Annotated in this window: 23 protein-coding genes; 14 read left to right on the top strand and 9 right to left on the bottom strand. The window is 71.8% G+C overall.

Annotation, left to right across the window (positions count from 1 at the left end; genetic code table 11):
• Positions 1-95 precede the first annotated feature (95 nt).
• Both edd and zwf read right to left on the bottom strand, forming a co-directional pair.
• Positions 96-2,039, bottom strand: a complete 1,944-nt coding sequence (edd, locus tag WBK31_RS20365) for a phosphogluconate dehydratase (RefSeq protein WP_406675421.1) — start codon at positions 2,037-2,039, stop codon at positions 96-98.
• Entirely contained in the window at positions 2,036-3,463 is a 1,428-nt protein-coding gene (zwf, locus tag WBK31_RS20360; RefSeq protein WP_406675420.1) for a glucose-6-phosphate dehydrogenase, read from the bottom strand. Before zwf ends, edd begins: the two co-directional genes overlap by 4 nt.
• A gap of 218 nt (positions 3,464-3,681) precedes the next feature.
• Here zwf and WBK31_RS20355 point away from each other — a divergent pair, with 218 nt between their 5' ends.
• Positions 3,682-4,893 carry an ROK family transcriptional regulator gene (locus tag WBK31_RS20355; RefSeq protein ID WP_364053882.1) on the top strand — a complete coding sequence of 404 codons (1,212 nt, stop codon included), beginning with the start codon at positions 3,682-3,684 and terminating at the stop codon, positions 4,891-4,893.
• 172 nt (positions 4,894-5,065) lie between these two features.
• On the opposite strand, the gene WBK31_RS20350 is transcribed toward WBK31_RS20355, so the two are convergent.
• Positions 5,066-5,767 carry a DUF2470 domain-containing protein gene (locus tag WBK31_RS20350; RefSeq protein WP_364053879.1) on the bottom strand — a complete coding sequence of 234 codons (702 nt, stop codon included), beginning with the start codon at positions 5,765-5,767 and terminating at the stop codon, positions 5,066-5,068.
• Between the two features lie 77 nt (positions 5,768-5,844).
• Here WBK31_RS20350 and rpsD point away from each other — a divergent pair, with 77 nt between their 5' ends.
• Positions 5,845-6,459: a 30S ribosomal protein S4 gene (rpsD, locus tag WBK31_RS20345; RefSeq protein WP_406675512.1), complete on the top strand. Its 615-nt coding sequence runs from the start codon at positions 5,845-5,847 to the stop codon at positions 6,457-6,459.
• A gap of 2 nt (positions 6,460-6,461) precedes the next feature.
• Positions 6,462-7,679 (top strand): low temperature requirement protein A, encoded by a 1,218-nt coding sequence (locus WBK31_RS20340; RefSeq protein WP_364053876.1) that lies wholly within the window; start codon positions 6,462-6,464, stop codon positions 7,677-7,679.
• A 15-nt stretch (positions 7,680-7,694) separates the two neighbouring features.
• On the opposite strand, the gene WBK31_RS20335 is transcribed toward WBK31_RS20340, so the two are convergent.
• Entirely contained in the window at positions 7,695-8,585 is an 891-nt protein-coding gene (locus WBK31_RS20335; RefSeq protein WP_406675419.1) for an ion transporter, read from the bottom strand.
• Positions 8,586-8,702: 117 nt separating this feature from the next.
• On the opposite strand from WBK31_RS20335, the gene WBK31_RS20330 reads away from it, so the two are divergent.
• Positions 8,703-9,011, top strand: a complete 309-nt coding sequence (locus WBK31_RS20330; RefSeq protein ID WP_364053870.1) for a DUF4190 domain-containing protein — start codon at positions 8,703-8,705, stop codon at positions 9,009-9,011.
• Between the two features lie 96 nt (positions 9,012-9,107).
• On the opposite strand, the gene WBK31_RS20325 is transcribed toward WBK31_RS20330, so the two are convergent.
• Entirely contained in the window at positions 9,108-9,839 is a 732-nt protein-coding gene (locus tag WBK31_RS20325) for a TetR/AcrR family transcriptional regulator (protein WP_364053867.1), read from the bottom strand.
• A gap of 67 nt (positions 9,840-9,906) precedes the next feature.
• Here WBK31_RS20325 and WBK31_RS20320 point away from each other — a divergent pair, with 67 nt between their 5' ends.
• The 6 genes from WBK31_RS20320 (at position 9,907) to WBK31_RS20295 (ending at position 15,574) form a co-directional block, all read left to right on the top strand.
• Complete coding sequence (locus WBK31_RS20320; RefSeq protein WP_406675418.1) at positions 9,907-10,665, top strand: ABC transporter ATP-binding protein; 759 nt, start codon at positions 9,907-9,909, stop codon at positions 10,663-10,665.
• Positions 10,666-10,667: 2 nt separating this feature from the next.
• Positions 10,668-11,393 (top strand): ABC transporter permease, encoded by a 726-nt coding sequence (locus tag WBK31_RS20315; RefSeq protein ID WP_364053864.1) that lies wholly within the window; start codon positions 10,668-10,670, stop codon positions 11,391-11,393.
• A 265-nt stretch (positions 11,394-11,658) separates the two neighbouring features.
• Entirely contained in the window at positions 11,659-13,698 is a 2,040-nt protein-coding gene (locus tag WBK31_RS20310; protein WP_378788048.1) for a spermidine synthase, read from the top strand.
• Between the two features lie 148 nt (positions 13,699-13,846).
• A complete protein-coding gene (locus WBK31_RS20305; RefSeq protein ID WP_406675417.1) occupies positions 13,847-13,993 on the top strand; it encodes a hypothetical protein in 147 nt (48 codons plus the stop codon).
• Entirely contained in the window at positions 13,990-14,172 is a 183-nt protein-coding gene (locus WBK31_RS20300) for a hypothetical protein (RefSeq protein ID WP_406675416.1), read from the top strand. Before WBK31_RS20305 ends, WBK31_RS20300 begins: the two co-directional genes overlap by 4 nt.
• A gap of 193 nt (positions 14,173-14,365) precedes the next feature.
• The gene (locus WBK31_RS20295; RefSeq protein WP_406675415.1) at positions 14,366-15,574 is read left to right on the top strand and encodes a cytochrome P450; all 1,209 of its coding nucleotides are present in this window, start codon (positions 14,366-14,368) and stop codon (positions 15,572-15,574) included.
• Positions 15,575-15,707: 133 nt separating this feature from the next.
• Here the strand turns inward: WBK31_RS20295 and WBK31_RS20290 are convergent, their stop codons facing one another.
• On the bottom strand, positions 15,708-17,717 hold the full coding sequence (locus WBK31_RS20290; RefSeq protein WP_378788052.1) for an LCP family protein: 2,010 nt from the start codon (positions 17,715-17,717) through the stop codon (positions 15,708-15,710).
• Between the two features lie 134 nt (positions 17,718-17,851).
• A complete protein-coding gene (locus WBK31_RS20285; RefSeq protein ID WP_364053849.1) occupies positions 17,852-18,865 on the bottom strand; it encodes a neutral zinc metallopeptidase in 1,014 nt (337 codons plus the stop codon).
• 623 nt (positions 18,866-19,488) lie between these two features.
• Between WBK31_RS20285 and WBK31_RS20280 the strand changes: the two genes are divergently transcribed.
• Positions 19,489-20,358: a LysR family transcriptional regulator gene (locus WBK31_RS20280; RefSeq protein ID WP_364053846.1), complete on the top strand. Its 870-nt coding sequence runs from the start codon at positions 19,489-19,491 to the stop codon at positions 20,356-20,358.
• A gap of 474 nt (positions 20,359-20,832) precedes the next feature.
• On the opposite strand, the gene WBK31_RS20275 is transcribed toward WBK31_RS20280, so the two are convergent.
• Both WBK31_RS20275 and WBK31_RS20270 read right to left on the bottom strand, forming a co-directional pair.
• The gene (locus WBK31_RS20275) at positions 20,833-22,179 is read right to left on the bottom strand and encodes an ATP-binding protein (protein ID WP_406675414.1); all 1,347 of its coding nucleotides are present in this window, start codon (positions 22,177-22,179) and stop codon (positions 20,833-20,835) included.
• Positions 22,172-22,846, bottom strand: a complete 675-nt coding sequence (locus tag WBK31_RS20270) for a response regulator transcription factor (protein ID WP_364053840.1) — start codon at positions 22,844-22,846, stop codon at positions 22,172-22,174. Before WBK31_RS20270 ends, WBK31_RS20275 begins: the two co-directional genes overlap by 8 nt.
• Positions 22,847-22,991: 145 nt before the next feature.
• Here WBK31_RS20270 and WBK31_RS20265 point away from each other — a divergent pair, with 145 nt between their 5' ends.
• From WBK31_RS20265 to WBK31_RS20255, 3 genes are all read left to right on the top strand, one after another.
• Positions 22,992-24,146 carry a DUF2092 domain-containing protein gene (locus WBK31_RS20265; protein WP_364053837.1) on the top strand — a complete coding sequence of 385 codons (1,155 nt, stop codon included), beginning with the start codon at positions 22,992-22,994 and terminating at the stop codon, positions 24,144-24,146.
• A gap of 86 nt (positions 24,147-24,232) precedes the next feature.
• The gene (locus WBK31_RS20260; RefSeq protein ID WP_364053834.1) at positions 24,233-25,201 is read left to right on the top strand and encodes an ABC transporter ATP-binding protein; all 969 of its coding nucleotides are present in this window, start codon (positions 24,233-24,235) and stop codon (positions 25,199-25,201) included.
• Positions 25,188-26,129: an ABC transporter permease gene (locus tag WBK31_RS20255; RefSeq protein WP_364053831.1), complete on the top strand. Its 942-nt coding sequence runs from the start codon at positions 25,188-25,190 to the stop codon at positions 26,127-26,129. The genes WBK31_RS20260 and WBK31_RS20255 overlap by 14 nt, the downstream gene beginning before the upstream one ends.
• The last annotated feature ends 27 nt before the right edge of the window (positions 26,130-26,156 follow it).

Genomic DNA, 26,156 nt, shown 5'->3' with positions numbered 1-26,156 from the left:
ATCGCGCAGCCGATTGCTCCACCGAAGGATGCCACGGCGGCTCACGACCGCCCAGAGGGGGTCGTGAGCACCGCGTCGTACGGGAGGGCGAACGTTCACCGGACCAGTCCGGCGGGCCGCGCGCCGACCGGCGCGCCCGTCTCCAGGTGCGAGGAGCCGGCCTGGGCGGGGAAGCCGAGGCCGGGGCCGTGGTCGGGCGACTCGGCGCCGCTCACGCCGAAGATGCCCGCGCCCTGCTCGGCGTGGCCGGCCATGCGGCGGAACGCGGCGAACAGCTCGCGGCCGGTGCCGACCCACTGGGCGTCGCTCAGCGGCCGGCCCTCGGGCGTGCGCCTGGCCAGCTCCTCGGCCGGCACCAGCAGCTCCAGCGTGCCCTGCGCGGAGTCCAGCCTGATCACGTCGCCGTCGCGTACCAGCGCGATCGGCCCGCCGTCGGCGGCCTCGGGCGACAGGTGGATGGCGGCCGGCACCTTGCCGGACGCGCCCGACATGCGGCCGTCGGTGACGATCGCCACCCGCTGCCCCCTGTCGAGCAGCACGGCCAGCGGCGGGGTGAGCTTGTGCAGCTCCGGCATGCCGTTCGCGCTGGGGCCCTGGTAGCGGATGACCGCCACGAAGTCCTGGCCGTCCAGCTCGCCCGCCTCGAACGCCTTCAGCAGCTCGAGCTGGTCGTCGAACACCTTGGCCGGCGCCTCGATCACCAGGTGCTCGGGCTTGACCGCCGACACCTTGCTGACCGCGCGGCCCAGGTTGCCCTCCACCATGTGGATGCCGCCGTCGGGCGCGAACGGGTCGGAGACCGGGCGCAGCACGTCGAGGTCCTTGCTGCCGCCGGTGACCGGCGCCCACACCAGCTCGCCGTCCACCAGCTCCGGCGCCTCCCGGTAGCGGTCCAGGCCGGGGCCGGCCACGGTCATCACGTCGCCGTGCAGCAGCCCCGCGTCCAGCAGATCGCCGATGAGCACCTGCATGCCGCCGGCGTCGCGGAAGTGGTTCACGTCCGCCTGGCCGTTGGGGTAGACCTTGGTCAGCGACGGCACGACCCGCGACAGGCAGGCCATGTCGTCCCAGGTCAGCACGATGCCCGCGGCGGCGGCCATGGCCACCAGGTGCAGCGTGTGGTTGGTCGAGCCGCCGGTGGCGAGCAGCGCCACGCAGGCGTTCACGATCGTCTTCTCCGTCACCAGCTCGCCGATCGGCGTGTACGCCGGGCCGTGCGCGGTGATCTCCACCGCGCGCCGCCCGGCCGCCTCGGTGAGCGCGTGCCGCAGCTCGGTGTGCGGGTTGACGAACGTCGAACCCGGCAGGTGCAGGCCCATGACCTCCATCAGCGCCTGGTTGGAGTTCGCGGTGCCGTAGAAGGTGCAGGTGCCGGGGGAGTGGTACGACTTCGCCTCGGCGTCGAGCAGCTCGTCCCTGCCGACCTTGCCCTCGGCGAAGAGCTGGCGGGTGCGCGCCTTGACCTTGTTGGGCAGGCCCGAGGTCATCGGCCCGGCCGGCACGAAGATCGCGGGCAGGTGCCCGAAGTGCAGCGCGCCGATGAACAGCCCAGGCACGATCTTGTCGCACACGCCCAGCAGCAGCGCGGCGTCGAACATGTCGTGCGACAGCGCGATCGCGGTCGACAAGGCGATCACGTCACGGCTGTAGAGCGACAGCTCCATGCCCGCGCGGCCCTGCGTGATGCCGTCGCACATGGCGGGCACGCCGCCGGCGACCTGCGCCACGCCGCCCGCCTTGCGCACGGCCCGCTTCAACTCCGGCGGGTACGTCTCGTACGGCTGGTGCGCGGACAGCATGTCGTTGTAGCTGGTCACGATGGCCACGCCGGGCTTGGCGGTGCCGCGCAGCGCCGGCTTGTCCTCGGCGGGGGCGCCGGCGAAGCCGTGGGCGAGGTTCGCGCAGCCGAGGTGGGCGCGCGCCGGGCCCTTCGCCCGCGCGGCCTCCCCGTCGCGGCGGATCCGCTCCAGGTACGCGGCCCGGCTGGCGGCGCTCCGCTCGGTGATGCGCTCGGTGATCTCCTGAATGACGGGGTTCACAGTTCCTCCTCGTGCCAGGCGCGACCGCTGCGGCCGAGCAGCTCGTGGGCTCCGGCGGGGCCAGTGGTTCCTGCGGGGTAGGGCTCGGGCAGCGCGGGGTCGGCCTTCCACGCCTCCAGGATCGGATCGATCCAGCGCCAGGCCGCCTCGACCTCGTCGCGCCGCATGAACAGGGTGGGGTTTCCGGCGAGCACGTCGGTCAGCAGCCGCTCGTACGCCTCGGGCACCCGCGTCGTGAACGTCTTGCCGAAGCTCAGCGACAGCGGCACCGGCTTGAGCGTGACCTCGCCCGCGCCCGGCTCCTTGGCCATGATGTGCAGCTCGATGCCCTCTTCAGGCTGCAGCCGCAGCACCAGCCGGTTGGGCGAGCCGCCGGGGAAGATGGAGTGCGGCACGTCCTTGAACTGCACCACGATCTCGGAGCGCCGGTACGGCATGCGCTTGCCGGTGCGCAGGTAGAACGGCACCCCGGCCCAGCGCCAGTTCTTGATCTCGGCCCGGATCGCGGCGAACGTCTCCACCCGGCGCGAGGCCTCGGTCGGCGGCGTCGAGGCGGGCTCGTCCAGATAGCCGGGCATGTCACCGGCGCCGGTGTACTGGCCGCGCACGGTGAAGCGTTCCACTTCGCCGCCCGTGATGGGCCGCAGCGCCTGCAGCACCTTGACCTTCTCGTCGCGGATGGCCTCGCGGTCGTTGCGGGTCGGCGGCTCCATCGCGGTCAGCGTGAGGAGCTGCAGCAGGTGGTTCTGCACCATGTCGCGCAGCGCGCCCGCCTGGTCGTAGTAGCCGCGCCGGCCCGGCGTGCCGACGGTCTCGGCGGCGGTGATCTGGACGTGGTCGATCCACAGGGAGTTCCAGATCGGCTCGAGGAAGGCGTTGGCGAAGCGCAGGACCAGCAGGTTCTGCACCGTCTCCTTGCCCAGGTAGTGGTCGATGCGGAAGATCTGGCGCTCGTCGAAGATCTCGCCGACCTCGTCGTTGATGCGCTGGGCGCTGGCCAGGTCGTGGCCGAGCGGCTTCTCCAGCACCACCCGCGAGCGCGGCGTCACCAGGCCCGCCCGGTGCACCTCGCGGCAGAACGGGCCGAACGTCGCGGGCGGGCTGGCCAGGTAGAAGACGCGGTCGCGCTGCTCGTACCCGGCGAGCAGGCGGCTCAGCGCGCTCCAGCCGGAACGGTTCTGGCCTCCCACGTCCACCGACACGTGGTGCAGGCGGCCGAGGAAGCGCTGCCAGCCGTCCGGGTCGTCCGCCGGCACCTGGCCGCGTACCTCGGCGTCCACCTTGCCGCGGAAGTCGGCGTCGGTCAGCCCGCCCCTGGACATGGCGATGATCCGGGTCTCCGGGGCCAGCCGGCCGTCGCGGTCGCTGTGATACAGCGCGGGGATCAGTTTGCGCATGGACAGGTCGCCGGTACCGCCGAACACGACGAGGTCGGCGGTGTAGGCGACGGCGGGGTCCGCAGGGGTGGGTGCGTCTAGGACGGGGGACGGACGGGGACACGGTAGGGGCTCCGAACGATGTACCAAGCAAGGACAGAACGGACACTAACGAGAGTTCTGGTCGTACACAAGCGGAGTTTTGGTATTTGAGATAAAAAAGTCTCGACTTTTCATGACAGAACCCCATGTGGTTCACTTAAGCGATGCCTCGACGTACCGCCTCCGGCCTCGCCACGAGCGGCGAGGTGCTCCGCCTCATCCGCAGTGGAGAGGCCGTGACCCGGGCCGACCTCGGCCGGGTGACCGGCCTGTCGCGGCCCGCGGTGCAGCTGCGCGTCGCCGAGCTGCTGGAACGCGGCCTCGTCGTCGAGCGGACGGACGGCCCGTCCACCGGTGGGCGCCCGCCGGTCCGGCTGGAGTTCAACGCCGAGGGCGGCGTCGTGCTGGTGGCGGCGCTCGGCGCCAGCCGCACCCGCGTCGCCGTGTGCGACCTGGCAGCCCGCGAGCTGGTCGGCCGCGAGTTCGCCATGGACGTCGAGCAGGGGCCCGACATCGTGCTGCCGCTGCTCATGGACACCTGGGAAGAGCTGCTCGGTGACCGGCCGCATTCGATGATCCGCGGCGTCGGCATGGGCGTGCCCGCCACCGTCGAGTTCGCGCAGGGCCGCACCGAGAGCGCCCGCGTCATGGCGTCGTGGACCGGCGTGGTCATCCCGCCGATCATCCGCGAGCGCTTCCCCGTTCCCGTGCTCGTGGACAACGACGTGAACGTGCTGGCCATCGGCGAGCACCGCGGCGTCTACCCCGACCTCGACGATCTGATGTTCGTCAAGATCTCCACCCGGATCGGCGCGGGCGTGATCGCCGGAGGCGGCATCCTGCGCGGCGCGCTCGGCGCGGCCGGCGAGATCGGCCACATCCCGGTCATCGACGGCGGCGGCGTGCTGTGCCGCTGCGGCAACTACGACTGCGTCGACTCCGTCGCCAGTGGCACCGCCCTGCTGCGCGACCTGCGCGCCATGGGCAAGGACGTCAAGACGATCGCCGACGTGACGGCGCTCGTACGGGCCGGCGACGCCGAGACCATGGCCACCGTGCGCGAGGCGGGCCGCCGCATCGGCGAGGTGCTCGCGGGCGCGGTCAACATACTCAACCCGTCGGTCGTGGTGCTCGGCGGCGACGTCGCGGAGGCGTTCGGGCCTCTGGTGTCGAGCATCCGCGAGGTCGTCTACCGCCGCTCCACCGCCCTGGCCACCCGCCGCCTGCGCATCGAGCCCAGCAGGCTCGGCGCCGGTGCCGGCATCAGCGGGTGCGCGGTGATGGTGCTCGACCACGTGCTCTCGCCCGAGGCCATCGACGAGACGATGACCCTCGCCTCCCTGCGCCGCGACCGCGCCACCTCCGCCGCGGGCTGATCACAGGTCCCAGCGAGGCTGGGCGCTCTCCCGTACGACGTCGGCGAACCAGCGGTCGTGCGTGACCGCCGGCACGCCGGAAGGGAGTCGTCGGGGCGGGCCTGAGCCGGGACGCCATCGCAGGCGCTCGCAGTTCTCCGCCACGCGAAGGCGTCAGAGGGCGTCAGGGAGATCAGCAGGTGCACAGCAGGCCGCGCAGCGCCGTCTCCAGGCACAGCGTGGAGCGCGCGGGCCGCGGCCAGGGGAAACGGACGAGCGTCTCGCCCACCCGTACGGTCGCGCCGTAGCGGTCCAGCTCCCACAGCCACACCTCGTCGGCGGGCTCGCCGAGCCGCCTGGCCACCCCGGCGGCGAGCTGGGCCCGGTGCGCGGCGTTGACGTGGGCGAGCACGCGCTCGGCGACGTCGGCGAGCGGGTCGGGCGCGGCGCCCAGGTACTCGTCGGCGTCGAGCATCCCCGACTCCTGCCCGGTCAGGTACACGACCTGGCCGATGTCCAGCCGGAACAGGCGCGGCGCGCCGGGCGCGCCGAAGCGTTCGAGCGCGTCGAAGAGATTCTCATCCGGGCAGCGCGCCGCGACGGTCACCGCGGCCGCGCGGGCCTGCTCCTGCGGCACCGGCTCCGCCCAGCCCTGCACCTCGATCGACCCGCGCGGATGGGTCGCCGAGCCGAGCCGCCGCATCGAGGTCAGGTTCACCGCGACCACGGCGTCCGACCGCACCCGGTGCAGGGTCTCACCGGGCAGCACGAGCAGCACCGGGCGCCCGCGCTCGTCCACCGCGCCCCGCGCGGGCGAGGGGGCGCCGTCCACGGTCAGCTTGGCGACGTTCGCGGTGGCGGCGAGGGTGCGGACCCGCTCGGGGATCGGGAGCATGGACGCCTCCTTGAGGGCAGCAACTCATATAGGTTAGCCTTACCTAAGTAAGGACTACCTAACCACACGAGGTGAACGTGCGCTACACCGGCCCGAAGGTGCGACTGTCACGTCGCGCGGGCGTCCCGCTGACCAGGAAAGCCGTCCGCTACTTCGAGCAGCGCCCCTACCCGCCGGGCGAGCACGGCCGCAAGACCAACCGCCGCAACACCGGCGACTACGGGCTGCGGCTGATGGAGAAGCAGAAGCTGCGCTGGTACTACGACGTCTCGGAACGCCAGCTCCGCCGCTACTGGGACCTCGCCGTCCGCAAGCCGGGCGCCTCGGGCGCCGAGCTGGTCGCGCTGCTGGAGAGCCGCCTGGCCTCGCTCGTGCTGCGCGCCGGGCTGGCCCCGTCGATCTACGCGGCCCGGCAGTACATCAGCCACGGCCACATCGCCGTGGACGGCCGCAAGGTGGACATCCCCAGCTACCTGGTCAAGCCCGGCCAGACCGTCTCCGTACGCGAGCGCTCCCGCAGGATGCAGCCCTTCGTGGCGGCCGCCGAAGGCGTGCACGCCGACGAGCGCACCGCGCCGTACCTGTCGGTCGATCTGCCCGAGCTGCGCTTCACGCTCACCCACCGGCCGGAGCGCGAGCAGATCGCCGTCCCCGTCGACGAGCAGCTCGTGGTGGAGTTCTATTCTCGTTAGCCATGAGCCAAGCGGGAGAGCGTCACGCGAGCTGGCTGGAGCTGTTCTTCGATCTGGTCGTCGTCGTGGCGGTGGTGCAGCTCGCCCATCGCCTGGCCCATCCCACCTGGCCGGACGTGGCGCTCTTCGTGCTGCTCTACTACGCGGTGTGGAACGCGTGGACGTCGCTGACCCTCTACTCCAACGTCCGCGGTGAGAGCGCCGGCGTGCGCAACATGCTGGTCGGCATGGCCGGCATCGCGGTGATGGCCGCCGCCGCGCCGGACGTGGCCCACGAGATGCCCACCGGCGGCACGCACGACGTGTGGTTCATCGGGGCGTACATCATCGCCAGGATCAGCGCCTCGCGCAGCCTGCAGCGCGCCGGCACCGTCCTGACGGCCTGGCCGGCCGCGCAGCTCGGCGCGGGGCTCACGCCGTGGATCGTCTCCTTCTGGGCCGAGGGCACCTGGCGGTACGTGCTGTGGGGCCTCGGCGTCCTCCTCGACCTCGCCTTCTCCATCCTGAGCGGCCGCCGCCCCGACCGGCTGCTGGCCGAAGTGCGCGAGCGGGCCGACAGGGCGGAGGCGCGCATGCTGCGCCGGGCCGCGACCGCCGCCCGCCGCGGCGGCACGGCCGAGGTGCGCCCGCGCCCGGTGCCGCGGGTCGCGCCCGCCGTGCTGGAGCTCGCCCACCTGGGGGAGCGGCTCGGGCTTTTCGTGATCATCGTGCTCGGCGAGGCCGTCATGCAGGTCGTGCTGGCCTCGTCGGGGCACACCTGGGGTCCTGAGCTCGGCCTCGCGGCGCTGGCCGGGTTCGGGCTGATCTGCTCCCTGTGGTGGCTCACCCTTCAGTACGGCCTCAGCGCCGTCCCCGGCGCCACCGAGAGCGGGCTGAAGCCGTACGTGGCGCTGCCCGCGCACTTCGTCATGACGGCGGGCATCACCGCGACCGCGGCCGGGCTCGGCGCGGTGGCCGCCGCGCCCGCCGAGCACCTGCACGGCGGCGTCGGCTGGGTGCTGGGCGGTGGCCTCGCGGTCTACTTCGCCGCCTCCACGGCGGTGGGGCTGGCCATGCGCGCCGAGCGGCGGTGGATCTGGGGCTGGGCGGTGCCCTCCGTGCTCGCCTCGCTGGTCGTGGCGGGGGTGTCGGCGCTGCTGCCGGGATGGCTGGTGGTGGCGCTGCTGCTGATCCCGGCGCTGTGGCTGGTCGCCTACCGGCACCGCCCCGCCGGGGTCTGACTCACCGTACGGGGCTCACCTGCGGCTCTTCTTGGCGCGCGAGCCGTTGCCGTTGTGGCCGTTGCGCCGCGCCTTGGACGACCCGTTCTGCGCCGCGCCGGCGGCGGCCGCCACCGGCACGGCGGTCTGGAGCGCCCGCAGCTCGGCGACCTCCTTGCGCAGCTCGGCCAGCTCCGCGAGGATCCGCTCGGTCTGCGAGGCGGCGTCCTGCTTCTGCGCCACCCGCTCCTCGGCGTTCTCCTCGTCCATGGCGCTCACCACGACGGCGAGGAACAGGTTCAGCACCACGAACGTGCAGACCAGGATGAACGAGGCGAAGAAGATCCACGCCGAAGGGTGCGTGGCCATCACCTCGCGGGCGATGTTGCCCCAGTCGTCGCCCGTCATCGTCTGGTAGAGCGTGAACAGCGAGGTCGGCAGGGTGCCGAAACGGTCGGGCGCGGTCGCACCGTACAGTTTGGTGGCCATCACGGCGGCCACGTACAGCACGAGCGAGAGCAGCACCACGATCGAGCTCATCCCCGGCATCGCCCGCAGCAGCGCCGAGACGACGCGGCGCAGGCTGGGCACGACGGACAGCAGCCGCAGCACCCGCAGGATGCGCAGCGAGCGCAGCACCGACAGGCCGCCGTTGGTGCTGGCGAAGGCGATGCCGACGATGATCGTGTCGAAGATGTTCCAGGGATCGCGCGCGAAGGCGGTGCGCTCGACGTACAGCTTGCCTAGCAGCTCGGCGGCGAAGATGTAGAGCGCCATGTGGTCGACCACGGTCAGCAGGGTCCCGTAGCGCTCGACGACGGCGGGGAAGGTCTCCAGGCCGAGAGTGGCCGCGTTGATCAGGATGACGCCGATGATGAAACGCTGGAAGTACGGGTGCGCGAGAAGGGCGCGGATGCGTTCACGCACGGGGGCAGGCTCCTCAGGGGTGGACATGTGCCTCACCATGATGGCGCAAACATGATCAAGAGGGTGACTGTGGTATAAACCCACCTGACCTTGACCACGTGAGGGGACCACAAACGCATGTCCTATCCCGACTACGGCCCTGGCTACTACGGACCGCCTCCGCAGAGCCATCCCAACGGCACCACGATCCTCGTGCTGGGCATTCTCAGCATCGTGGTGTGCAGCTTCATCGGCCCGTTCGCGTGGGTGATGGGCAACAAGGCACTCAAGGAGATCGACGCCAGCGGTTACTACTACGAGAACCGCAGCCAGATCCAGGCCGGCCGCATCTGCGGCATCATCGGCACGGTCTTCCTCATCCTCGCCGCTCTCTTCGTCGCCTTCATCATCACGATGAGCGTCATCGCGAGCATCAACACGTACTGATCGCGCCGGACGTCTGAGCCCGGCTCACGCGGGACGGCTCCCGCCTGAGCCGGGCTCTTCGCCTTTTCGCGTCACGCCGCCCTCTTGGGCCGTCCGCTAGGCGGGCGGCTCCTGCGCGCCAGACTCCCCGCCGCCGGGCCCGCCGCCGCCGCGCTCCCCACCGCCGGGCTCGCCGCCGCTGGGCTCGCCGCCGCCGGGCTCGCGGCCGAGCGCCCCCAGCCCGGACTCCAGCAGGTCGAAGGCGCGTTCGGCCTGCTCGCGCAGCATGGGAGCGATGCGCTCCCACACCTCGCCCGCGACCATCATGGTCATCGCGCGCTCGCTCAGTATGCGCGTGGTGCCGAGCAGGTGCGCCGCCACGAGGCGCGGCGTCAGGTCGTCAGGATGCGCGTCGAGCTCCTCGGCCAGCGCCCGCGCCAGCGTCTCCTCCTGCGCGACCGCGATCTCGCGCATGCGGGCCGTCAGCGCCGGGCTGTCATTGACGATCTTCGAGAAGACGTGGCTGCCCTCGTTGAGCCCGTAGCGCCAGTGGCGGGTCTCGATCGCCTCGAGGTAGTCGCGCCGGAACGCGCGCACGATGCTCTCGCCCGGCCGCCGCTCCCGCAGCACCCTCGGCGCCTGCTCCACCACCTCGTCCTGCCGGTCGGCGAACAGGTCCTCCTTCGTGCCGAAGTAGTTGAAGACCGTGTTGACCGAGACGTCGGCGGCCCGCGCCACCTCGGCCACCGTCACGTTGTCGAACCCCCGCGCCATGAAGAGCCCCGTCGCGACGTCGGAGATGCGCTGCCTCGTCGCGCGCTTTTTCCGCTCCCGCAGTCCCTCGGTCATGCCTGCCATCGTACCAAGTTTGCAGTCGCACCAAAATTGTGGTTGCTTAAATTTTGGAGGCAGTGAAATGATCATTGAGACATCGGGTCTGAGCAAGACCTTCAAAGGCGGCGTGCAGGCCGTCGCCGGCGTCGACATGACGGTGGAGCCGGGGGAGATCGTCGGCTTCCTCGGCCCCAACGGCGCGGGCAAGACCACGACCATGCGCATGCTGACCACGCTGCTGCGCCCCACCGGGGGCACCGCGACCGTGGCCGGGCACGACCTGGTACGCGAGCCCGCCCAGGTGCGCCGCCGCATCGGCTACGTCGCTCAAGGCAGCGGCCTGCCGCCCGTCAGCCCTCTGAGGGGCGAGCTGGAGCTTCAGGGCATGCTCTACGGGCTCGGCCGCGCCGAGGTCGCCGGCCGCATCACGGACGTGCTGGCGCGGCTCGACCTGACCGGCCTCGCCGACCGCGCGGCCGTGACGCTTTCCGGCGGGCAGCGCCGCCGCTTCGACATCGCGTTCGCGCTGTTGCACGAGCCCGTGCTGCTCTTTCTCGACGAGCCCACCACCGGGCTCGACCCGCAGAGCCGCGCCGGCCTGTGGCAGCACATCCGCTCCCTGCGCGACGAGCGCGGCATGACCGTGTTCCTGACCACCCACTACCTCGACGAGGCCGACGCGCTCTGCGACCGCATCATGATCATGGACGGTGGCCGCATCGTCGCCGAGGGCACCCCCGCCGAGCTGAAGCGCGGCGGGCGCACGCTGGACGACGTCTTCCTCGACATCACCGGCAGGTCGCTGCGCGAGGAGAGCGCGATGAGCGGGCAGGGGGTGTGACGATGCTGCGCGACACCTGGTTGCTCTTCCGGCACGGCCTCGGCGTCACGCTGGGGCAGCGCGTCGGCATCGTGGTCGGGGCGATCCAGCCGCTGCTGTTTCTCGTGCTGTTCGGCCCGATCTTCGTCACCATCGGTACGTGGGAGACGCTGGTGCCCGGCCTGATCATCCAGCTCGGGCTGATGAGCGCGGGCATGGCCGGGTTCGGCATCGTCTTCGACAAGCGCTCGGGCGTGCTGGAGCGGCTGCGGGTCACCCCGGCGAGCCGGCTCGCGCTGCTGCTCGGACGGGTGCTCAACAACGTGGTCACGCTGGTCATCCAGACCGTGCTGCTGCTCGCCGTGGCCTACGCGTTCGGACTGCGGGCGCCGCTCGCCGGGATCGCGGGCGGGTTCGTGCTGATCGTGGTGCTGGGCGCGAGCCTCGCGGCGCTGTCGTACGCGATCGCGCTGACCATCGACGACCACCTGTTCCCGCCGGTGATGACCACGGCGGTGGTGCCGCTGATCCTGCTGTCCGGCTCGTTCCTGCCCATGTCGATGGCGCCCGGCTGGCTGGACGCGCTGTCGCACATCAGCCCGTTCAGGTACGTCCTGGAGGCGCTGCGCGACCTGTTCCACGGCCACTACCTGACCGGCACGGTGGCGATCGGCGCGGCGGTCACCGTCGTCTTCGCGGTGTTCAGCCTCGCGATCGGCACCCGCGTGTTCAACCGCGAGCAGGCGTGAGCACGCGGGGCCCCCATAGGCGCCGGGCGTGAGCGCGGGGCCGGGTCGCGTGCCCGGTTCCGCATGCCCGCACCGTGAAACCCGCTCCAGGGGCGTTCGGGCGGTATGAAACGAAGCTCCCCGCATTCCCGCTCCGCCGCTGAACGCCCCGGCCATTCTGCGGCTTTTGAGCTGCGCGAACCTCTCAAAGAGTGCAAATAGCGTCATCTCGCCCCGGCGGCGTCAGGCTTCCGTGTTCCCAGCACGTTCACTACGGTGAGGGCTTATGACGCTGCAGGCGCAAAAGCCCGTCGACGACGGTGAGAAAACCCACTGGCTGGCGGTCCGGCCGAGGCTCGTCCTCGCCAGCGCCTTCATGCTCTTCCTGGAACTCGCGCTGATCCGGTGGACCGGCTCCAACATCGTCCATCTGAGCTATTTCACCAATTTCGTACTGCTCGGCTCTTTCCTCGGCATCGGGCTCGGCTTCCTGCGCGTCGGACGGTCGAACCGGCAGCCCTACTACTCGCCGGTCGTGCTCGCCCTGCTGGTCATCGTCGTGCTGGCGTTCCCCGTCACCGTCGACCGCGACACCGAGGGCGTCCTGTACTGGACGAGCCTGTCCACCAGCGGCCCGCCCGCCTGGGCGATCCTGCCGGTCGTCTTCTGCGCCGCCGCTATCGTGCTCATGGGCCCCGCCGAGCTGGTCGGCCGGTGCTTTCCCGAGCTGCCGCGCCTTGAGGCGTACCGCTACGACCTCATCGGCAGCCTCACCGGCATCGCGGCGTTCACGCTGCTGTCGTTCCTCAGCGCGCCGCCCGTCTTCTGGGGGCTGATCGCGGCCGGCTGCTACGCCGTGCTGCTCGTGCCCCGCCCGCCCGCGCTGTACGCGGGCCTCGTCGTCGTGCCCGCCGTTGCCGTCATCGGGCTGCTGCTGGCCGAGACGGTCACCGCCGGGGCCCTCTGGTCGCCGTACTACAAGGTCACCACCAAGCCGCTCGTGCTGGCCGGCGTCCCCGTCACCGACATCGCGGTCAACGGCATCCCGCACCAGCAGGCCGTGCCCGCGGAGGTCCGCCTGCAGTGGGAGGCGCAGTACGGCCTGCCGTACGAGCGCACCACCAAGCAGCCCAAGGACGTGCTCATCGTCGGCGCGGGCAGCGGCACCGACGTGGCGATCGCGCTGTCGAAGGGCGCCACCCGCGTCGACGCCGTCGAGATCGACCCCAAGCTGCGCGAGCTGGGCGGCTCCACCCACCCCGACCGCCCCTACGACGACCCGCGGGTCACCACCCACATCACCGACGGCCGCGCGTTCCTTGAGCGCAGCGGCGACACCTACGACCTGATCCTCTTCGCGCTGCCCGACTCGCTCACCCTCGTCTCCGGCGCGAGCTCGCTGCGCCTGGAGAGCTACCTGTTCACCGAGGAGGCCATGCGGGCCGCCCGCGCCCACCTCAAGCCCGGCGGCACGTTCTCGATGTACAACTACTACCGCGAGAGCTGGCTCGTCGACCGCCTGGCCGCCACCATGCAGCGCGCCTTCGGCCACGCGCCGTGCGTCGACGTCGTCAGCACCGCGGGGCAGCAGGCCGTGATCACCGCCGGGCTGACGGCCGCCGACCAGCGCTGCGCCACCGAGTGGCCGGGGGCCGCACCCGGCACGCCCGAACCCGCCGGAGACGACCGGCCCTTCCTCTACCTCAAGGACGCCACGATCCCGCCGATCTACGTCATCACGCTCGGCCTGATCCTCGTGGTGAGCCTGCTGGCGGTGCGCGCCGTGGCCGGGCCGTACCGGCGGATGCGCCCGTACGCCGACCTGTTCCTGCTCGGCGTCGGCTTCATGCTGCTGGAGACCAAGAGCGTGACCGGGTTCGCGCTGCTGTTCGGCACCACCTGGGTGGTCAACGCGATCGTCTTCGCCGGTGTGCTCGTGGCGGTGCTCTGCGCGGTCGAGGTGACCCGCCGCTTCCGCACCCCGCCGCTGCCCGTCATGTACGCCGTGCTCTTCGCCGGCCTGCTGCTCGCCTGGCTGGTGCCCAACGAGTGGCTGCTCGCGCTGCCGGTGCCGCTGCGCGCCGTGGCGGCGGTCACGGTGGCGTTCCTGCCGATCTTCGCCGCGAACGTGATCTTCGCCAAGCGCTTCGCCGACACCGCCGACGCCACCACGTCGTTCGGCGCGAACCTCCTCGGCGCGATGGTCGGCGGCTGCCTCGAATACGTCGCGCTCGTCGTCGGCTACAAGGGCCTGCTCATCGTCGCCGCCGTGCTCTATCTCGGGGCGCTCGTGCTGCTGCCGCGCCGTAACTCCGTCACCGCCTGACAATCGCCGGAGACCGTATAGGAAAATATGAAACGGTCTCTGATTTTGCCGGCGGCCGGTCGGATGAGTTCCTGCGCGGCCTGCGGCGCGCCGGCTGGTTCCCGAACCGGCCGCGCAAGATCGGCGTGGCCACCGGCACCGGCGGAACGTGCCACTCGATGCCAACGGCGCCGCCGACGGGACCGGCAGGAACGTGCCGCCCGACGAGCAGGTCTTCGCCTGGGACGCACTCGACGGCCTGGCCGGCGCCACCATCGACGCGCGGTTCCGCTGGCGTGCCTCGTCCCGTCGGTGAGTCCCGTCGCCCTGCGGTTCGACCCCGTGGGCCTGCCGGTGGACCTGTACACCGACATCACGGCGCTGTCGCCCGAGCAGAGCGAGCTCGACGACTTCCCATGCGACGCGCACAACAGCGAGCACGGCCAGGTGACCGCGACGCTCGCGGAGTGGATCCTGGACCGGCTCGGCACGTGAGCTCTCCCGGCGCTGCGGGCCCATGGGGGCAGGATGGGACCGTAGCCGACGTCCGGGGAGCCGCATGACCGCGCACACACCACCGTCCGAGCGCCCGTCGCCGTCCGCGAGCCCGTCTTCGGAGGGTTCGCCGTCCGAGCACCCGTCGCCGTCCACGAGCCCGCCTTCGGGGAGCTCGTCTTCGGAAAGCTCGTTGCCGGCGAGTCTGCCGGTCGGTGAGGCGATGCTGTGGGAGTCGCTGCCCGACCCGTACCCGCTCTACGCGCGGCTGCGCGAGGAGGGCGCGCCCCGGCTCGTACGCCTGCGCAGCGGCCTGTACGGCCGGCTCGTCACCCGCTACGACGACGCCCGCGCCGCGCTGGCCGACCCCCGGCTGAGCAAGGACCCCCGCCTCGCGCCACCCGACTGGCAGGAGGCGGGGCGCGGCCGCCCGCTTGAGGACCGATCCGGACTGGGCACCCACCTGCTGACCACCGACCCGCCCGAGCACACCCGGCTGCGCCGCCTGGTCTCCCGCTACTTCACCGCGCGCCGGCTGGCCGGCATGCGCGACGGGATCGAGGCCCGCGCCCGCGACCTCGCCGCCGCGCTGAAGCCCGGAGACGACCTGGTGGCGGACTTCGCCTCGCCGCTCCAGGCCGGCGTCATCTGCGACGTGCTGGGCGTGCCCGCGCAAGACCGTACGGACTTCCGGCGGTGGACGGCGGCCGTGGTCTCGTCGGAGCCGGGGGAGCGGGACGCCAGGCCGGCCGCGATGCGAAAGCTGGCCGCGTACGCACGCGAGCTGGTGGCCGCCAAGCAGTGCGAGCCCGGTGACGACGTGATCAGCGCCGTCACCGAAGCCGCGCGGGACGGCGACGGGATGACCGGCGACGAGCTGCTGTCGATGCTCTTCCTGCTGCTCGTCGCCGGATACGAGACCACCGTCGGGCTCATCGCGCTCGGCACGTACACGCTGCTGCGCCACCCCGACCGGATGGCCGAGCTGCGCGCCCGCCCCGAGCTGGTGGAGCAGGCCGTGGAGGAGCTGCTGCGCTATGACGGCCCCGTCGAGCTGGCCACCTGGCGGTTCGCGCGGGAGCCCGTGGAACTCGGCGGAATGCGCCTGGAGGCCGGTCAGCCCATCCTGGTCGCCCTCGCCGCCGCCAACCGCGACCCCGGCCGCTTCGACGCGCCCGACGTGCCGGTGCTGACCCGCGAGGACAACGCCCACCTGAGCTTCGGCCACGGCCCGCACCACTGCCTGGGAGCGCCGCTGGCCAGGCTCGTCGCCCGCGCCGCGCTGACCGAGGTCGCCGGCCTGCCGGGGCTCGCGCTCGCCGTCCCGCCGGAGGCGCTCCGCTGGCGCGGCAGCATCACCGTACGCGGCCCCCGCGCGCTGCCCGTCACTTTCTCCCGCTGACGGGCCTTCGCCGGCTTCCCATCACTTCACCCGCCGGCCTCTCCCAACGGCGGCTCCCGCAGCTTCCTCCCGCTGACGGGTCCCCGCCGGCTGCCCGTCACCTTCACCCGGTGACCGGTGGCGCGGCGGGGGATCAGAGGCCGCAGAGCTCGTCGAGGGACTGGGCCTTCGCGGCGTTCTTGGTCGGCGTCTGCGTGGGCGCCATCGCGCGCGTCCGCGTCGGGCTCGCGCCGGTGACGCTGGGGGAGGCGGAGACGTTCGCGGTCTGCGCCCTGCGGGCCGGACGGACCGAGTCGGCGATGGCCTTCTTGGTGGCGCGGCGGATCTTGGCCCAGTCGGGGCGGCCCGAGTAGAACTCCGGCGGCACGAACTGCAGGCTCGTGATCTTGGCCTGCTTCACCTTGAGCGCCAGCTCGACCAGCGGCTGCACCAGGTGGCGGGGGATGTTGGTCTGCGCGAGCCGCTTGGCCGCCCTGGCGATCTTCTCGAACCTGGCGAGGATCACGGCCGGCGTCGCCTGCTGGGCGAACGCGCCGATGACGCAGCGCTGGCGGGCCATGCGGGAGAAGTCGTCGCTGCCGACGCGCGAGCGGCCGTACCACAGGGCCTCCTCGCCGTTCAGCTTCCGGTAGCCCGCCTTGATGACACCGGCCGTGCCGTACAGGCCACCCCACTTGATGTCCTTCTCGACCCTGATCTTCAGCCCGCCGATGGCGTCCACCAGGTCGGCGAAGCCGTACATGTTCATCAGCATGTAGTAGTCGATCTTCAGGCCGAGCGTGTAGCCGATGGCGTCCATGAGGGCGCGCGGGCCCTGGTTGCGGCCGCCCATGACCTGCGGGTGGTCGTTGGCCCACTGCCAGACCTCGTTGAGCAGGCCGCCGTTGGGCAGCTCGGCCATGAAGCCGTTCGGGAACTGCTTGCGCAGCGGCGAGCTGGGCGGGAAGCGGACGTGCTGCAGGTTGCGCGGCAGGCTGAACAGCACGGTGGCGCCGGTCTTCAGATCGACGCTGGCCACGTTCATGCTGTCGGTGCGGACGCCGGTGCGGTTGCCCGCCGCGTCACCGCCGATGAGCAGGAAGTTCACCCGCTCCTTGTCGCCCCACGGGTTCTCGGGGTCCTTGGCGGCGACAGTGGCCTGCGGGTCGTCGGGGTGCGAGGGGAAGATCGCGCCGATCGAGTCGCGGGCGGCGATCACGTAGTTGGCGGTCAGCGCGAACGGCGACATCACCGCCACGCACAGCACGCCCACCACGATGCCGGTCACCACCTGGCCCTGCTGGGGCAGCCTGCTGGGGCCGAGTGCGATGTACGAGGTCACCAGCAGCGCGAACCACGCCAGCGCGAACACCACCGCGAGCACGATCACCGTGGTCATCGCAGTGTCGTCGGCCAGGAACGCCGCGTTCGACAGGTCGCTGGCCACACTCAGCCCGTAGGCGAGCAGACCGAGCAGCAGCACCGCGTACGCGCTGATCAGCACCAGTCCGGTACGGCGGTGCCCGGCCCGCAGGTGAGCGGCGCCGGGCACGATGGCGGACAGGGCGGTCCAGCCGAGGAAGGCGGCCGGGGACAGCGGCTTGGCGAAGCGCGGCGCGGCGGAGCCGGAGCCGGGCTTGCGCGCGGGACGCGCCTTCTTCGAGCCGTCGGGGCGGGAGGACGAGCCGGGCCGCGTCCGCGACGGGCTCTCCGAGCGGTTCCTGGCGCCGGAGCGGGCGGACGACTTGCCGGAGGACGAGCCGCCGGGCCTGGCCGCCCCCGAGGCGGCCCGCCCGCCGCCGTCCCTGGCGGAGTCCTTTCCGGAGCCGGGCTGCCGGGGCGCGGCGCCCTCGGGCCCGGCCGCACGGGAGCGGTCCGAACGGGCGCGCGGAGCCTCAGGCCCCGGCGTGCGAGAGCGCGACGCGGAAGACTCAGACCCCGGCGTGCGAGAGCGCGACGCGGAAGACTCAGGCCCCTGCCCGCGGGACCGGTCCGAGCGGGACGAGGCCGGCTCCGAGCCGGACGAGCGGGACGCCGACGGCCCCGCTACCGGAATGTCCTGACCGGCCGCCCCCGGCTCGGTGCTGCCACCCGTGCGCGATCGTCGCTGGGGGCGCCGTTTCCTGCCTTCTGGCACGGTGTCTTCCCCATCGCGATTGCTCACACCCGGCTCCTTATCACGCCTACCAGGCAAAACTGACGTTTGCCCCCCGTTGGGCACAAGATTGCCAGGATTCTAGTCCCCATATCTGGACAACCGAGACATGTGCCCAACCTGAGATGAACATCAGGGGAGCATCAGGAGACGGTCGAGGCGGGCGCCATCCACGTGTTGCACTGGTATGCCTGGTTCCGCTCCCAGCCCTGCCGGAACCACCGGTGGTTGTTGACGGGTTTGCCGTGGTCGCGGGGCCAGCCGGGGTAGTCGCCGACCTGGCCGTAGAACCAGAACAGCTTGTTGCGGTTGGCGGTGCTGACCGGGTACGACGCCGCCACCGACCGCATCCACATGCCACCGAAGCAGGTTGCCTGGAGCTCCAACCTTCGGCTGAGTGCGAGCTTGCCGCTCTGGCTGCTCGACGCGAGGGTCTGCCGCCAGAAGGAGTCCATCAGGCCGGTGATGTTCTGCACGTGGTGGCCGTACTCGTGCGCCATCATGCTGATGATGCCGCCGTGCCAGCTCAGGATCTGCCCGTAGCCGCGCGCGTTGCCGTTGCCTCTGGCCATGGCCGAGGTGGAGGCGTAGATCGTGTTGTTGCGCGGGCAGTAGTACGGCACCATGCTGCCGGGCTGCGGGTAGTCGCCGCACGCGCCGCGCCCGCGCCCTGAGGCGATGGCGTACCGCGGCGGGCTGAACTTGATGCCCTGCTTCTCCAGGATCGGCTTCCAGGCCCGGTTCATGCACTGGCCGGTCTTCAGGATCAGCGCCTTGAGCTGGCTGTGGCTGTAGATGCTGGCGTTGCCCGCCGGGCACCGCAGCCGGGGCAGCATGCCGGCCTTGTACATCGTGTTGGTCTTCAGGCTCGTGTCGAGCGTGACCTCCGGCTCCGGCCGCCGCGTCGGCTCCCTGCTCGGCGTCGGCTTCTCGCTGCGGGTCTCCTCCTCGTCCGGCCTGTCGGAGGTGTCGTACGAGGGCACCTCGGACGGCTCGTCGTCATCCGGGTCGTACGAGGGGATCGCGACCGGCGTCGTCGTGTCCTTGCTCGACGCGCCGTCCAGCAGCGCCGCGCCCACGATGAGGAGCACGAACAGCGTCGCCAGCGACCCGAGCACCAGGCCCAGCGTTCCCCCGACGCCGAGCCCGCGCTTCACGGGCGGTCCCTGCCAGCGCTGCGTCGGCACCGGCGGCAGGAGAGGAGGGGGCGGAGGCGGCGGCTGCCCGTACCCTTGGCCGTGCGGCGGCCGGGGCGGCTGCTGCCCGTGCGGCGGTTGCGGCGGCCCGTACGGCGGCTGCCCCTGCGGCGGCCCGTACGGCGGCTGTCCCTGCGGCGGCCGCCCGTAGGGAGGCTGTCCCTGCGGTGGCTGCCCATAAGGTGGATGGGGCTGCCCGTACGGCGGTGGCGGAGGCGGCCCCTGCTGCGGATGCGGCTGTGGCGGCTGCTGTGGCTGTGGGTACGGGCCGCCCTGCTGCTGCGGCCCCCGGTAGCCCGGCGGCGGCCAGGGCAACGAGGGTGGCCGTTGAGGCTGCCCTGGCCCTTGTGGCGGGGGTGGATAGTGCCCGTTCCCTGTCAACCTGTCTCCCCGTTTAGCTGGATGTCTGCATTTGCCATGGTTTGGGACATGGCTTGCCGGACCCTTGCCAAATTTGGGGCAAAAGCATACTGACGTATCACCCGTCACGGATGTAGCAGCACTCGGTTACAGTTCGTAATCAGTCGAGGTGATCTCCGCTATATCCCGGTCTCGACGGCGGGCATTGTCCTAGCTTCTTTGGCATGAATCTCCAGCAGCTCCGCTATGTGGTCGCGACTGCGGAGCACCGCACCATGACCGATGCGGCCAGATCGCTCTATATCGCGCAGCCTGCGCTTTCCCGCGCGATCCGCGATCTCGAGCGCGAGCTCGGCATGACACTTTTCGCTCGCTCCGGACGCGGGGTGGTCGTCACCGCGCAGGGACGCCGGGTGGTCAAGCTGGCGAGGGAGGCACTCGACGCCGTTCACGAGATCGAGGGCCTGGCCAACCAGACGACGGTCACCGAGGCGGAACTCCGCATCGCCGCCACTCCCAGCCTGGAGCCCGGCCTGGCAGGGCGGCTGCTGCCCGCCTACGCGGCCGAGCATCCGGGCGTGCGCGTCCACATCGTGCGCTGCGACGGCCGCGACGGCGTCGTCAGCGCCATCCGGGATCAGCGCGCCGACCTGGGTCTCACCGACCTGCCGGTGCCCACCGATCTCATCACCCATCCACTCGAACGCCAGGAGATCGTCCTGATCTCCCCGCCGGGGCTGGAACTGCCCAACCCGGTGCCCATGGGCAGGCTGCACGGCATGCGGCTGGCCCTGCCCGCCCGGGGGAGCCTGCGCCGCAGGGAGCTGGACGCGATGTTCGGCAAGTTCTCGGTCACCCCGAAGGTCGTGCTCGAAACCGACGAGCGCAACGGCTGGCTCAACGCCGTGCGCGCCGGGCAGGCCTCGCTGCTGTGGTACCGGGGCATGGCCGAGCAGGCCGCGCGCGCGGGCCTGGTGGTGCGCTCGCTCGAACCCGCGGTGCGTCGCGTCGTCGCGGTCGTGCACGCACGCCGCCGCCTGCCGCTCATCGCCCAGGACTTCCTGGCCACCGCCGAGAAAGGAACCGCAGCCTGACATACCCATCTGGAACGATCCATTTCCGCATGGCGAGCCACGCCATCCCGGTGACGCCGCCTGCCCCTGAGGCGCCGGCGCCGTGGCAGCCGCAGCTTCGTCAGCGGACCGACAACACCCCCCGGTGAACCCCGGAACTCCCGGAACCCCCTGCTGATCCCCGCGAGGACGTCATGCGCGCATGCTCCGGCGGCATGCGCGGATCCGGCGACGGCCTCGAGCACAGGCCCAGGCGAGAGTCCCTGCGCAAGCCGGGGCACGAGTCCACGCACGAGTCCGGACACGGGCTCAGGGCCTGCCTCACGCGGCGTCGCAGGGGGAGTGAGCGCAGGCGCGGGAGCGGGCGCCGCCATGGAGGCGGCGCTCCGATCGAGCCCCGATGGCCGGTCCCGTACCACGCGCATGACCCGTGCGTAACACGCAGAGCCCCGCGAGACCAGGGCCCAGCCCCTCCATGGACACCAACGGGTATGGCTAGCGGGCAGGCGGCAGCGTGACGACCGCCCGCAGCCCCGGTTCGGCGTCCTCCAGCCGGACGGTCCCGCCGTGTGCGCGCACGGTCTCCCGGACGATCGCCAGCCCCAGCCCGGCGCCGCCTTCGTCGCGGCTGCGGCCGGTGTCGAGCCGGGTGAAGCGGTTGAAGACCCGCTCGCGATCCTGCTCGGGAATGCCGGGACCGTCGTCGGTGACGGTCAGCACGCCGTCACCGGTCAGCGCCACCTCGACCGTGGAGGTGGTGTGGCGTACGGCGTTGTCCAGCAGGTTCGTCAGCACCCGGCTCAGGTCCAGCGCATCGCCCGTGACCACCACCGGCTCACAGGCGGTCAGCCGGACCTCGGGATAGCGGTCCACGGCCCGCCGTACGACCTCGTCGAGATCGACGGGCTCGCGGCGGGCCAGCACACCCCCGCGCTCGTCCAGCCTGGCCAGCGCCAGCAGGTCCTCGGCCAGCCTGGACAGCCGCAGGGTGTCTTCGAGCACGCCCTCGGCGGTCTCCTGCCAGTGCTGACCGTCGGGGTGGCCGAGCGCCACCTCCAGCTGCAGCCGGATGCTGGCCAGCGGGCTGCGCAGCTCGTGGGCGGCGTCGGCGACCAGCGCGCGCTGGCGCTGCTCGGCCTCTTCCAGCCGGGCCAGCATGTCGTTGAGCGTGGTGGCCAGCGAGTGCACCTCGTCACGCGACTCCGGCACCGGCAGGCGGCGCGAGCGGGCGGTGTGCGTGATCTCCGCGGCGCCCCTGCGCAACGCGGTGATCGGCCGCAGCGTACGGCCGATCATCAGCCAGCTCGCCACCGCCAGCAGCACGATCAGCGCGGGCGTGCCGACGAAGAGCACCTTGCCGGCGGTGGCCAGGCTGGTCTGGATCTCGTTGACCGGCCGGGCCGCCACCACGGTCTGCCCGCGGTCGGCGCGCAGCACGACGACGCGCAGGAACCCGGGGATCGCGTACGGCCGCCCGTCCAGCAGCACGGGCTCGCCCTTGGCCAGCACCTTGGCCCTGCCCTCCGCGTCGAGCAGCGGCACCAGCCTGTCCGCGCCGTACGTCACGTGCGTGATCCGCCCGCCGGCGTCGATGACCTGCACGATCGTGCCGTCGTGAGTGGTGATGGGGCTGGTCAGCGTGCCCGCGTCGGCCGCCACCCTGACGGCCTGCGCGTGCTGCCTGGTGGTGTCGTCGACCGTGGAGATCAGCGCCCGGTCGAGCACGCTGAGCAGCACCGACGCCGACAGCGCCAGCGCCAGCGCGAGCACGGCGGCGGCCGCGACGGTGAGCCGGAAGCGCAGCCCCTGCCGCCGCCACCAGACCAGCGGCGAGTCAGCCACCGTCGCCCGCCAGCCGGTAGCCCGCGCCGCGCACGGTCTGCAGCGCGTTCCTGCCGAACGGGGCGTCGATCTTGCGGCGGAGATAGCCGACGTAGACCTCGACCACGTTGGGATCGGTGTCGAAGGTGTCCCACACGTGTTCCAGGATCTCCGACTTCGACACCACCTCGTCCCGCCGCCGCATCAGGTACTCGAGCAGCGCGAACTCCCTGGGCGTCAGCTCGATCGCGGTCCCGCCCCGCTCCACCCGGCGCCTGGCCGGATCCAGCGACAGGTCGCCGGCCAGCAGCACCGACGGCCGCCGCCCGGCGTCCCGCCGCATCAGCGCCCGCAGCCTGGCCACCAGCACCACGTACGAGAACGGCTTGGTGAGGTAGTCGTCGGCCCCCAGGTCGAGCCCGTCGGCCATGTCGTACTCGCCGTCCTTGGCCGACAGCATGAGGATCGGCACCCAGTTCTCCTCCGCGCGCAACTGCTTGCACACGTTGTAGCCCGAGAGCTTGGGCAGCATGATGTCGAGCACGACCACGTCGTAGTCGCCGTGCCGGGCGGCGTGCAGGCCCTCCTCGCCGTCGTGGGCGAGGTCGACGGCGAAACCCTCGGCCTGGAGCCCCCGCTGGAGTGCGGCGGCCATCCGGCGCTCGTCCTCGACGACAAGTACTCTCATGTGCTGATTCTCCCGTTCCGGCGCTGAGACTGCGCTGAGAAGACTGAGAGCCGTCTCAGACTGTCTCAGGATCGCCACAGGATCGCTGACGCAGGCTCTGAGCATCGACATACCGTGAAGGAGTGAGATGCGAAGAGGCACGCTCGTGAGGTGGGGGGTCCCGGTCGCGGCGGCCGCCGTGATCGGAGCCGCGATCGGCGCCGGCCCCGTCATCGCCGCCGTGAGCGGCGAGCCCGTGCTGCCGGAGCGCTCGGCCGAGCAGCTGCTCGCCGACGCCGTGGCGGCGACCAGCAAGGAAGGCGGCATCCCGCCGATGTCCGGCACCGTGCAGCAGACGGCCTCGCTCGGCCTGCCCGCGCTACCGGCCGCCGCCACCGGCTCCTCGCCGCTGAGCCTGCTGTCCGGCTCGCACGAGGTGAAGGTCTGGTACGGCGCCGATGACAAGCTGCGCGTGGCCATGCCGACCCAGCTCAACGAGACCAACCTGATCCTGAACGGCGGCCAGGCGTGGTACTGGGACAGCGCCACCAACACCGCCACCAAGCTGACCATCAAGCAGGGCGGGCCGGAGCGGCCGGAGACGCCCGTGCCACAGCCTACGGACTTCACTCCGCAGCAGGTGGCCGAGCGCGTGCTGGCCGAGGCGGGCGAGCACACCGCCGTCCGGGTGATCAACACCGCCGAGGTGGCCGGGCGGCCCGTGTACCAGCTCGTGCTCTCGCCCAAGGCGGAGAGCTCGCTGGTGCAGGAGGTGCGCATCGCGCTCGACGGCGAGACGTACGTCCCGCTCCAGGTCCAGATCTACGCCAAGGGCTCGGCCGAGCCCGCCTACCAGGTGGGCTTCACGCAGGTCACGTTCACGCCGCCGGCCGCCGAGAACTTCACCTTCACCCCGCCCGCGGGCGCCAAGGTGGAGGAGAAGGAGATCGGGCTCGACCGGGCGGCCCACGCCGAGCACGCCGAGCACGCCAAGGACGTCGCGGACACCGCGAAGATCGTCGGCGAGGGCTGGGCGAGGGTGGCGGTGCTGCCGTTCGACCCCGGCGAGCTGTCGGCCAAGGCCGAGCAGGCGCGCGAGGACGGCTCCGGCCACCGCGGCCACGGCAGGTTCGACGGCGGCGGCGACCCGCAGGCGGTGCTCGACAGCGTCTTGAACAGCGCCACCCCGGTCAGCGGCCCGTGGGGCTCAGGCAGGCTGATCAAGACCAAGCTCGTCACCGCCCTGCTCACCGACGACGGCCGGCTGCTGGTCGGCGCGGTCACCCCGGAGGAGATCATCCGGGCGGCGGGCGTCAAGTGACGTCGGTCACGCACGAAGCGGGGGCGCCCTCCGGGGCGGCCCCGCCCTCCGGCGGAGGAGGATTCAGTACGGATGCGGGGGAGACGATGGACACGGCGACGCGTGCGGACGCGCCGGACACGCTCGTGGAGACGGTGGGCGCGGCGATCGTCACGCGGGGGCTGACCAAGCGCTTCAGGAGCGGCCAGGTGGCGGTCGACGCGCTCGACCTGACGGTGCCGCGCGGCTCGGTGTTCGGCTTCCTCGGGCCCAACGGCTCGGGCAAGACCACCACCATCCGCATGCTGCTCGGCCTCGTGACGCCCACCTCGGGCGAGCAGTCCGTGCTCGGGCTGCCGCCCGTCCAGGCGCTGCCGAAGGTGGGGGCGGTGGTCGAAGGGCCGGCGTTCTACCCGTACCTGTCGGGCGCCGACAACCTCATGCGCTTCGACGCGGCCGACCCGACCGCTTCGCGCGCCACCGCCCGGCGGCGGATCGCCGACGCGCTCGACCGGGTCGGGCTGGCGGCCGCCGCGGGCAAGCGCTACCGCACCTACTCGCTCGGCATGCGCCAGCGGCTGGCCATCGCCGCCGCCCTGCTCAGGCCGCGCGAGCTGCTCGTCCTGGACGAGCCCACCAACGGGCTCGACCCGCAGGGCACCCGCGAGGTGCGCGCGCTGGTCAAGGAGATCGCCGCCGACGGCACCACGGTGTTCGTCTCCTCCCACCTGCTGGCCGAGGTCGAGCAGATGTGCACGCACGCGGCGATCATGCGTGCGGGAAAGCTCGTGGCGCAGGGCACGATCGCCTCGCTCAGCGCCGGGCTGGCCGTCCGCATCCGCGTCGAGACGCCGGACGCGGCCGCCGCCGTCCGGGTGCTGGAACGCCTGGGCATGGACGACGTGCGGACCGGGGACGCGCACGTCACCGCCGAGCTGGGCGGCCACGCGCCGGAGCGGGTTAACGCCGCCCTGGTGGGGGAGGGCGTCGCCGTACGCGGGCTGGCCGTGGTACGGCCGAGCCTTGAAGACGTGTTCGTGGGACTGACAGGGGAGGGCTTCGATGTCGACGGCTGAGAACGGGGGATCGGCCGGCACGTTCACGCTCGACCGGCGCTCCCCCGGCTCCGCCGCCGGGACCGCCGATGGCGGCCGGACGGCCGGGGCCGTCGCCGGGGTGGGGCGGCCGGTGGCGGCGTTCTGGCGGCTGCTGGCCTCCGAGCTCGGGCTGACCTTCCGCCGCCCGCGCAACCTGGTGATCCTGGGCGTGCTCGCCCTCGTGCCGGTCATCGTCGGCATCACCTTGCGGGCGGTCGGCGGCTCGGGCGAGGGCATGGACGGCATCGTCCAGGACGTCGCGGGCAACAGCCTGATGCTGACGTTCCTGTCGTTCTCGTTCCTGGTGCTGCTGATGATGCCGGTGGCGGTGAGCGTGGTGGCGGGCGACTCGATCGCCGGCGAGGCCGGCGCGGGCACCCTGCGCTACCTGCTGGCCGCCCCGGCGGGCCGCACCCGGCTGCTCGCGGTCAAGTTCCTCAACGCGGTCGTCTACTCCTACGCCGTGACCGCGGTGGTGGCGCTGTCGGCACTGCTGACGGGGCTGCTGCTGTTCCCGGCCGGGCCGGTGACGCTGCTGTCGGGCACCACCGTCACCATGACCGAGGGCCTGCTGCGGATCGTCGTCTGCGTCGGGTACGTCGGCGCCGGGATGGCCGCGCTCGCCGCGATCGCGCTTGCGCTGTCGACGTTCACCGAGGTGTCCATCGGGGCGATCGCCGGCACCATCGTGCTGGTCATCGTCTCCCAGGTGCTGCGGGCCATCCCCGACCTGAACGCGGTCACCCCGTACCTGCTGCCGACCAGGTTCACGGACTTCGACGCGGTGCTGCGCAGCCCGATCGACGTGGCCGCGCTGCGCGACGGGCTGCTGGCGTTCGGGGCGTACATCCTGCTGTTCGGCTCGATCGCCTGGGCGCGCTTCTCAGGCAAGGACATCACGTCCTGAACGTCGGGAGCGTCAGGGCGTCGTGAG

This window comes from Nonomuraea sp. N2-4H, assembly GCF_045291505.1.
In the GTDB taxonomy this organism is placed as follows: domain Bacteria; phylum Actinomycetota; class Actinomycetes; order Streptosporangiales; family Streptosporangiaceae; genus Nonomuraea; species Nonomuraea fastidiosa.
This window is presented reverse-complemented; position numbering and strand designations above follow the sequence as displayed.

What these genes read in the sequence shown, in the direction of transcription:
- WBK31_RS20355 (WP_364053882.1), top strand. Translation starts at nt 3,682, where the DNA reads ATGCCTCGACGTACCGCCTCCGGCCTCGCCACGAGCGGCGAGGTGCTC.
- WBK31_RS20350 (WP_364053879.1), bottom strand. Translation starts at nt 5,767, where the DNA reads ATGCTCCCGATCCCCGAGCGGGTCCGCACCCTCGCCGCCACCGCGAAC.
- WBK31_RS20340 (WP_364053876.1), top strand. Translation starts at nt 6,462, where the DNA reads ATGAGCCAAGCGGGAGAGCGTCACGCGAGCTGGCTGGAGCTGTTCTTC.
- WBK31_RS20330 (WP_364053870.1), top strand. Translation starts at nt 8,703, where the DNA reads ATGTCCTATCCCGACTACGGCCCTGGCTACTACGGACCGCCTCCGCAG.
- WBK31_RS20325 (WP_364053867.1), bottom strand. Translation starts at nt 9,839, where the DNA reads ATGACCGAGGGACTGCGGGAGCGGAAAAAGCGCGCGACGAGGCAGCGC.
- WBK31_RS20320 (WP_406675418.1), top strand. Translation starts at nt 9,907, where the DNA reads ATGATCATTGAGACATCGGGTCTGAGCAAGACCTTCAAAGGCGGCGTG.
- WBK31_RS20315 (WP_364053864.1), top strand. Translation starts at nt 10,668, where the DNA reads ATGCTGCGCGACACCTGGTTGCTCTTCCGGCACGGCCTCGGCGTCACG.
- WBK31_RS20310 (WP_378788048.1), top strand. Translation starts at nt 11,659, where the DNA reads ATGACGCTGCAGGCGCAAAAGCCCGTCGACGACGGTGAGAAAACCCAC.
- WBK31_RS20280 (WP_364053846.1), top strand. Translation starts at nt 19,489, where the DNA reads ATGAATCTCCAGCAGCTCCGCTATGTGGTCGCGACTGCGGAGCACCGC.
- WBK31_RS20270 (WP_364053840.1), bottom strand. Translation starts at nt 22,846, where the DNA reads ATGAGAGTACTTGTCGTCGAGGACGAGCGCCGGATGGCCGCCGCACTC.
- WBK31_RS20260 (WP_364053834.1), top strand. Translation starts at nt 24,233, where the DNA reads ATGGACACGGCGACGCGTGCGGACGCGCCGGACACGCTCGTGGAGACG.
- WBK31_RS20255 (WP_364053831.1), top strand. Translation starts at nt 25,188, where the DNA reads ATGTCGACGGCTGAGAACGGGGGATCGGCCGGCACGTTCACGCTCGAC.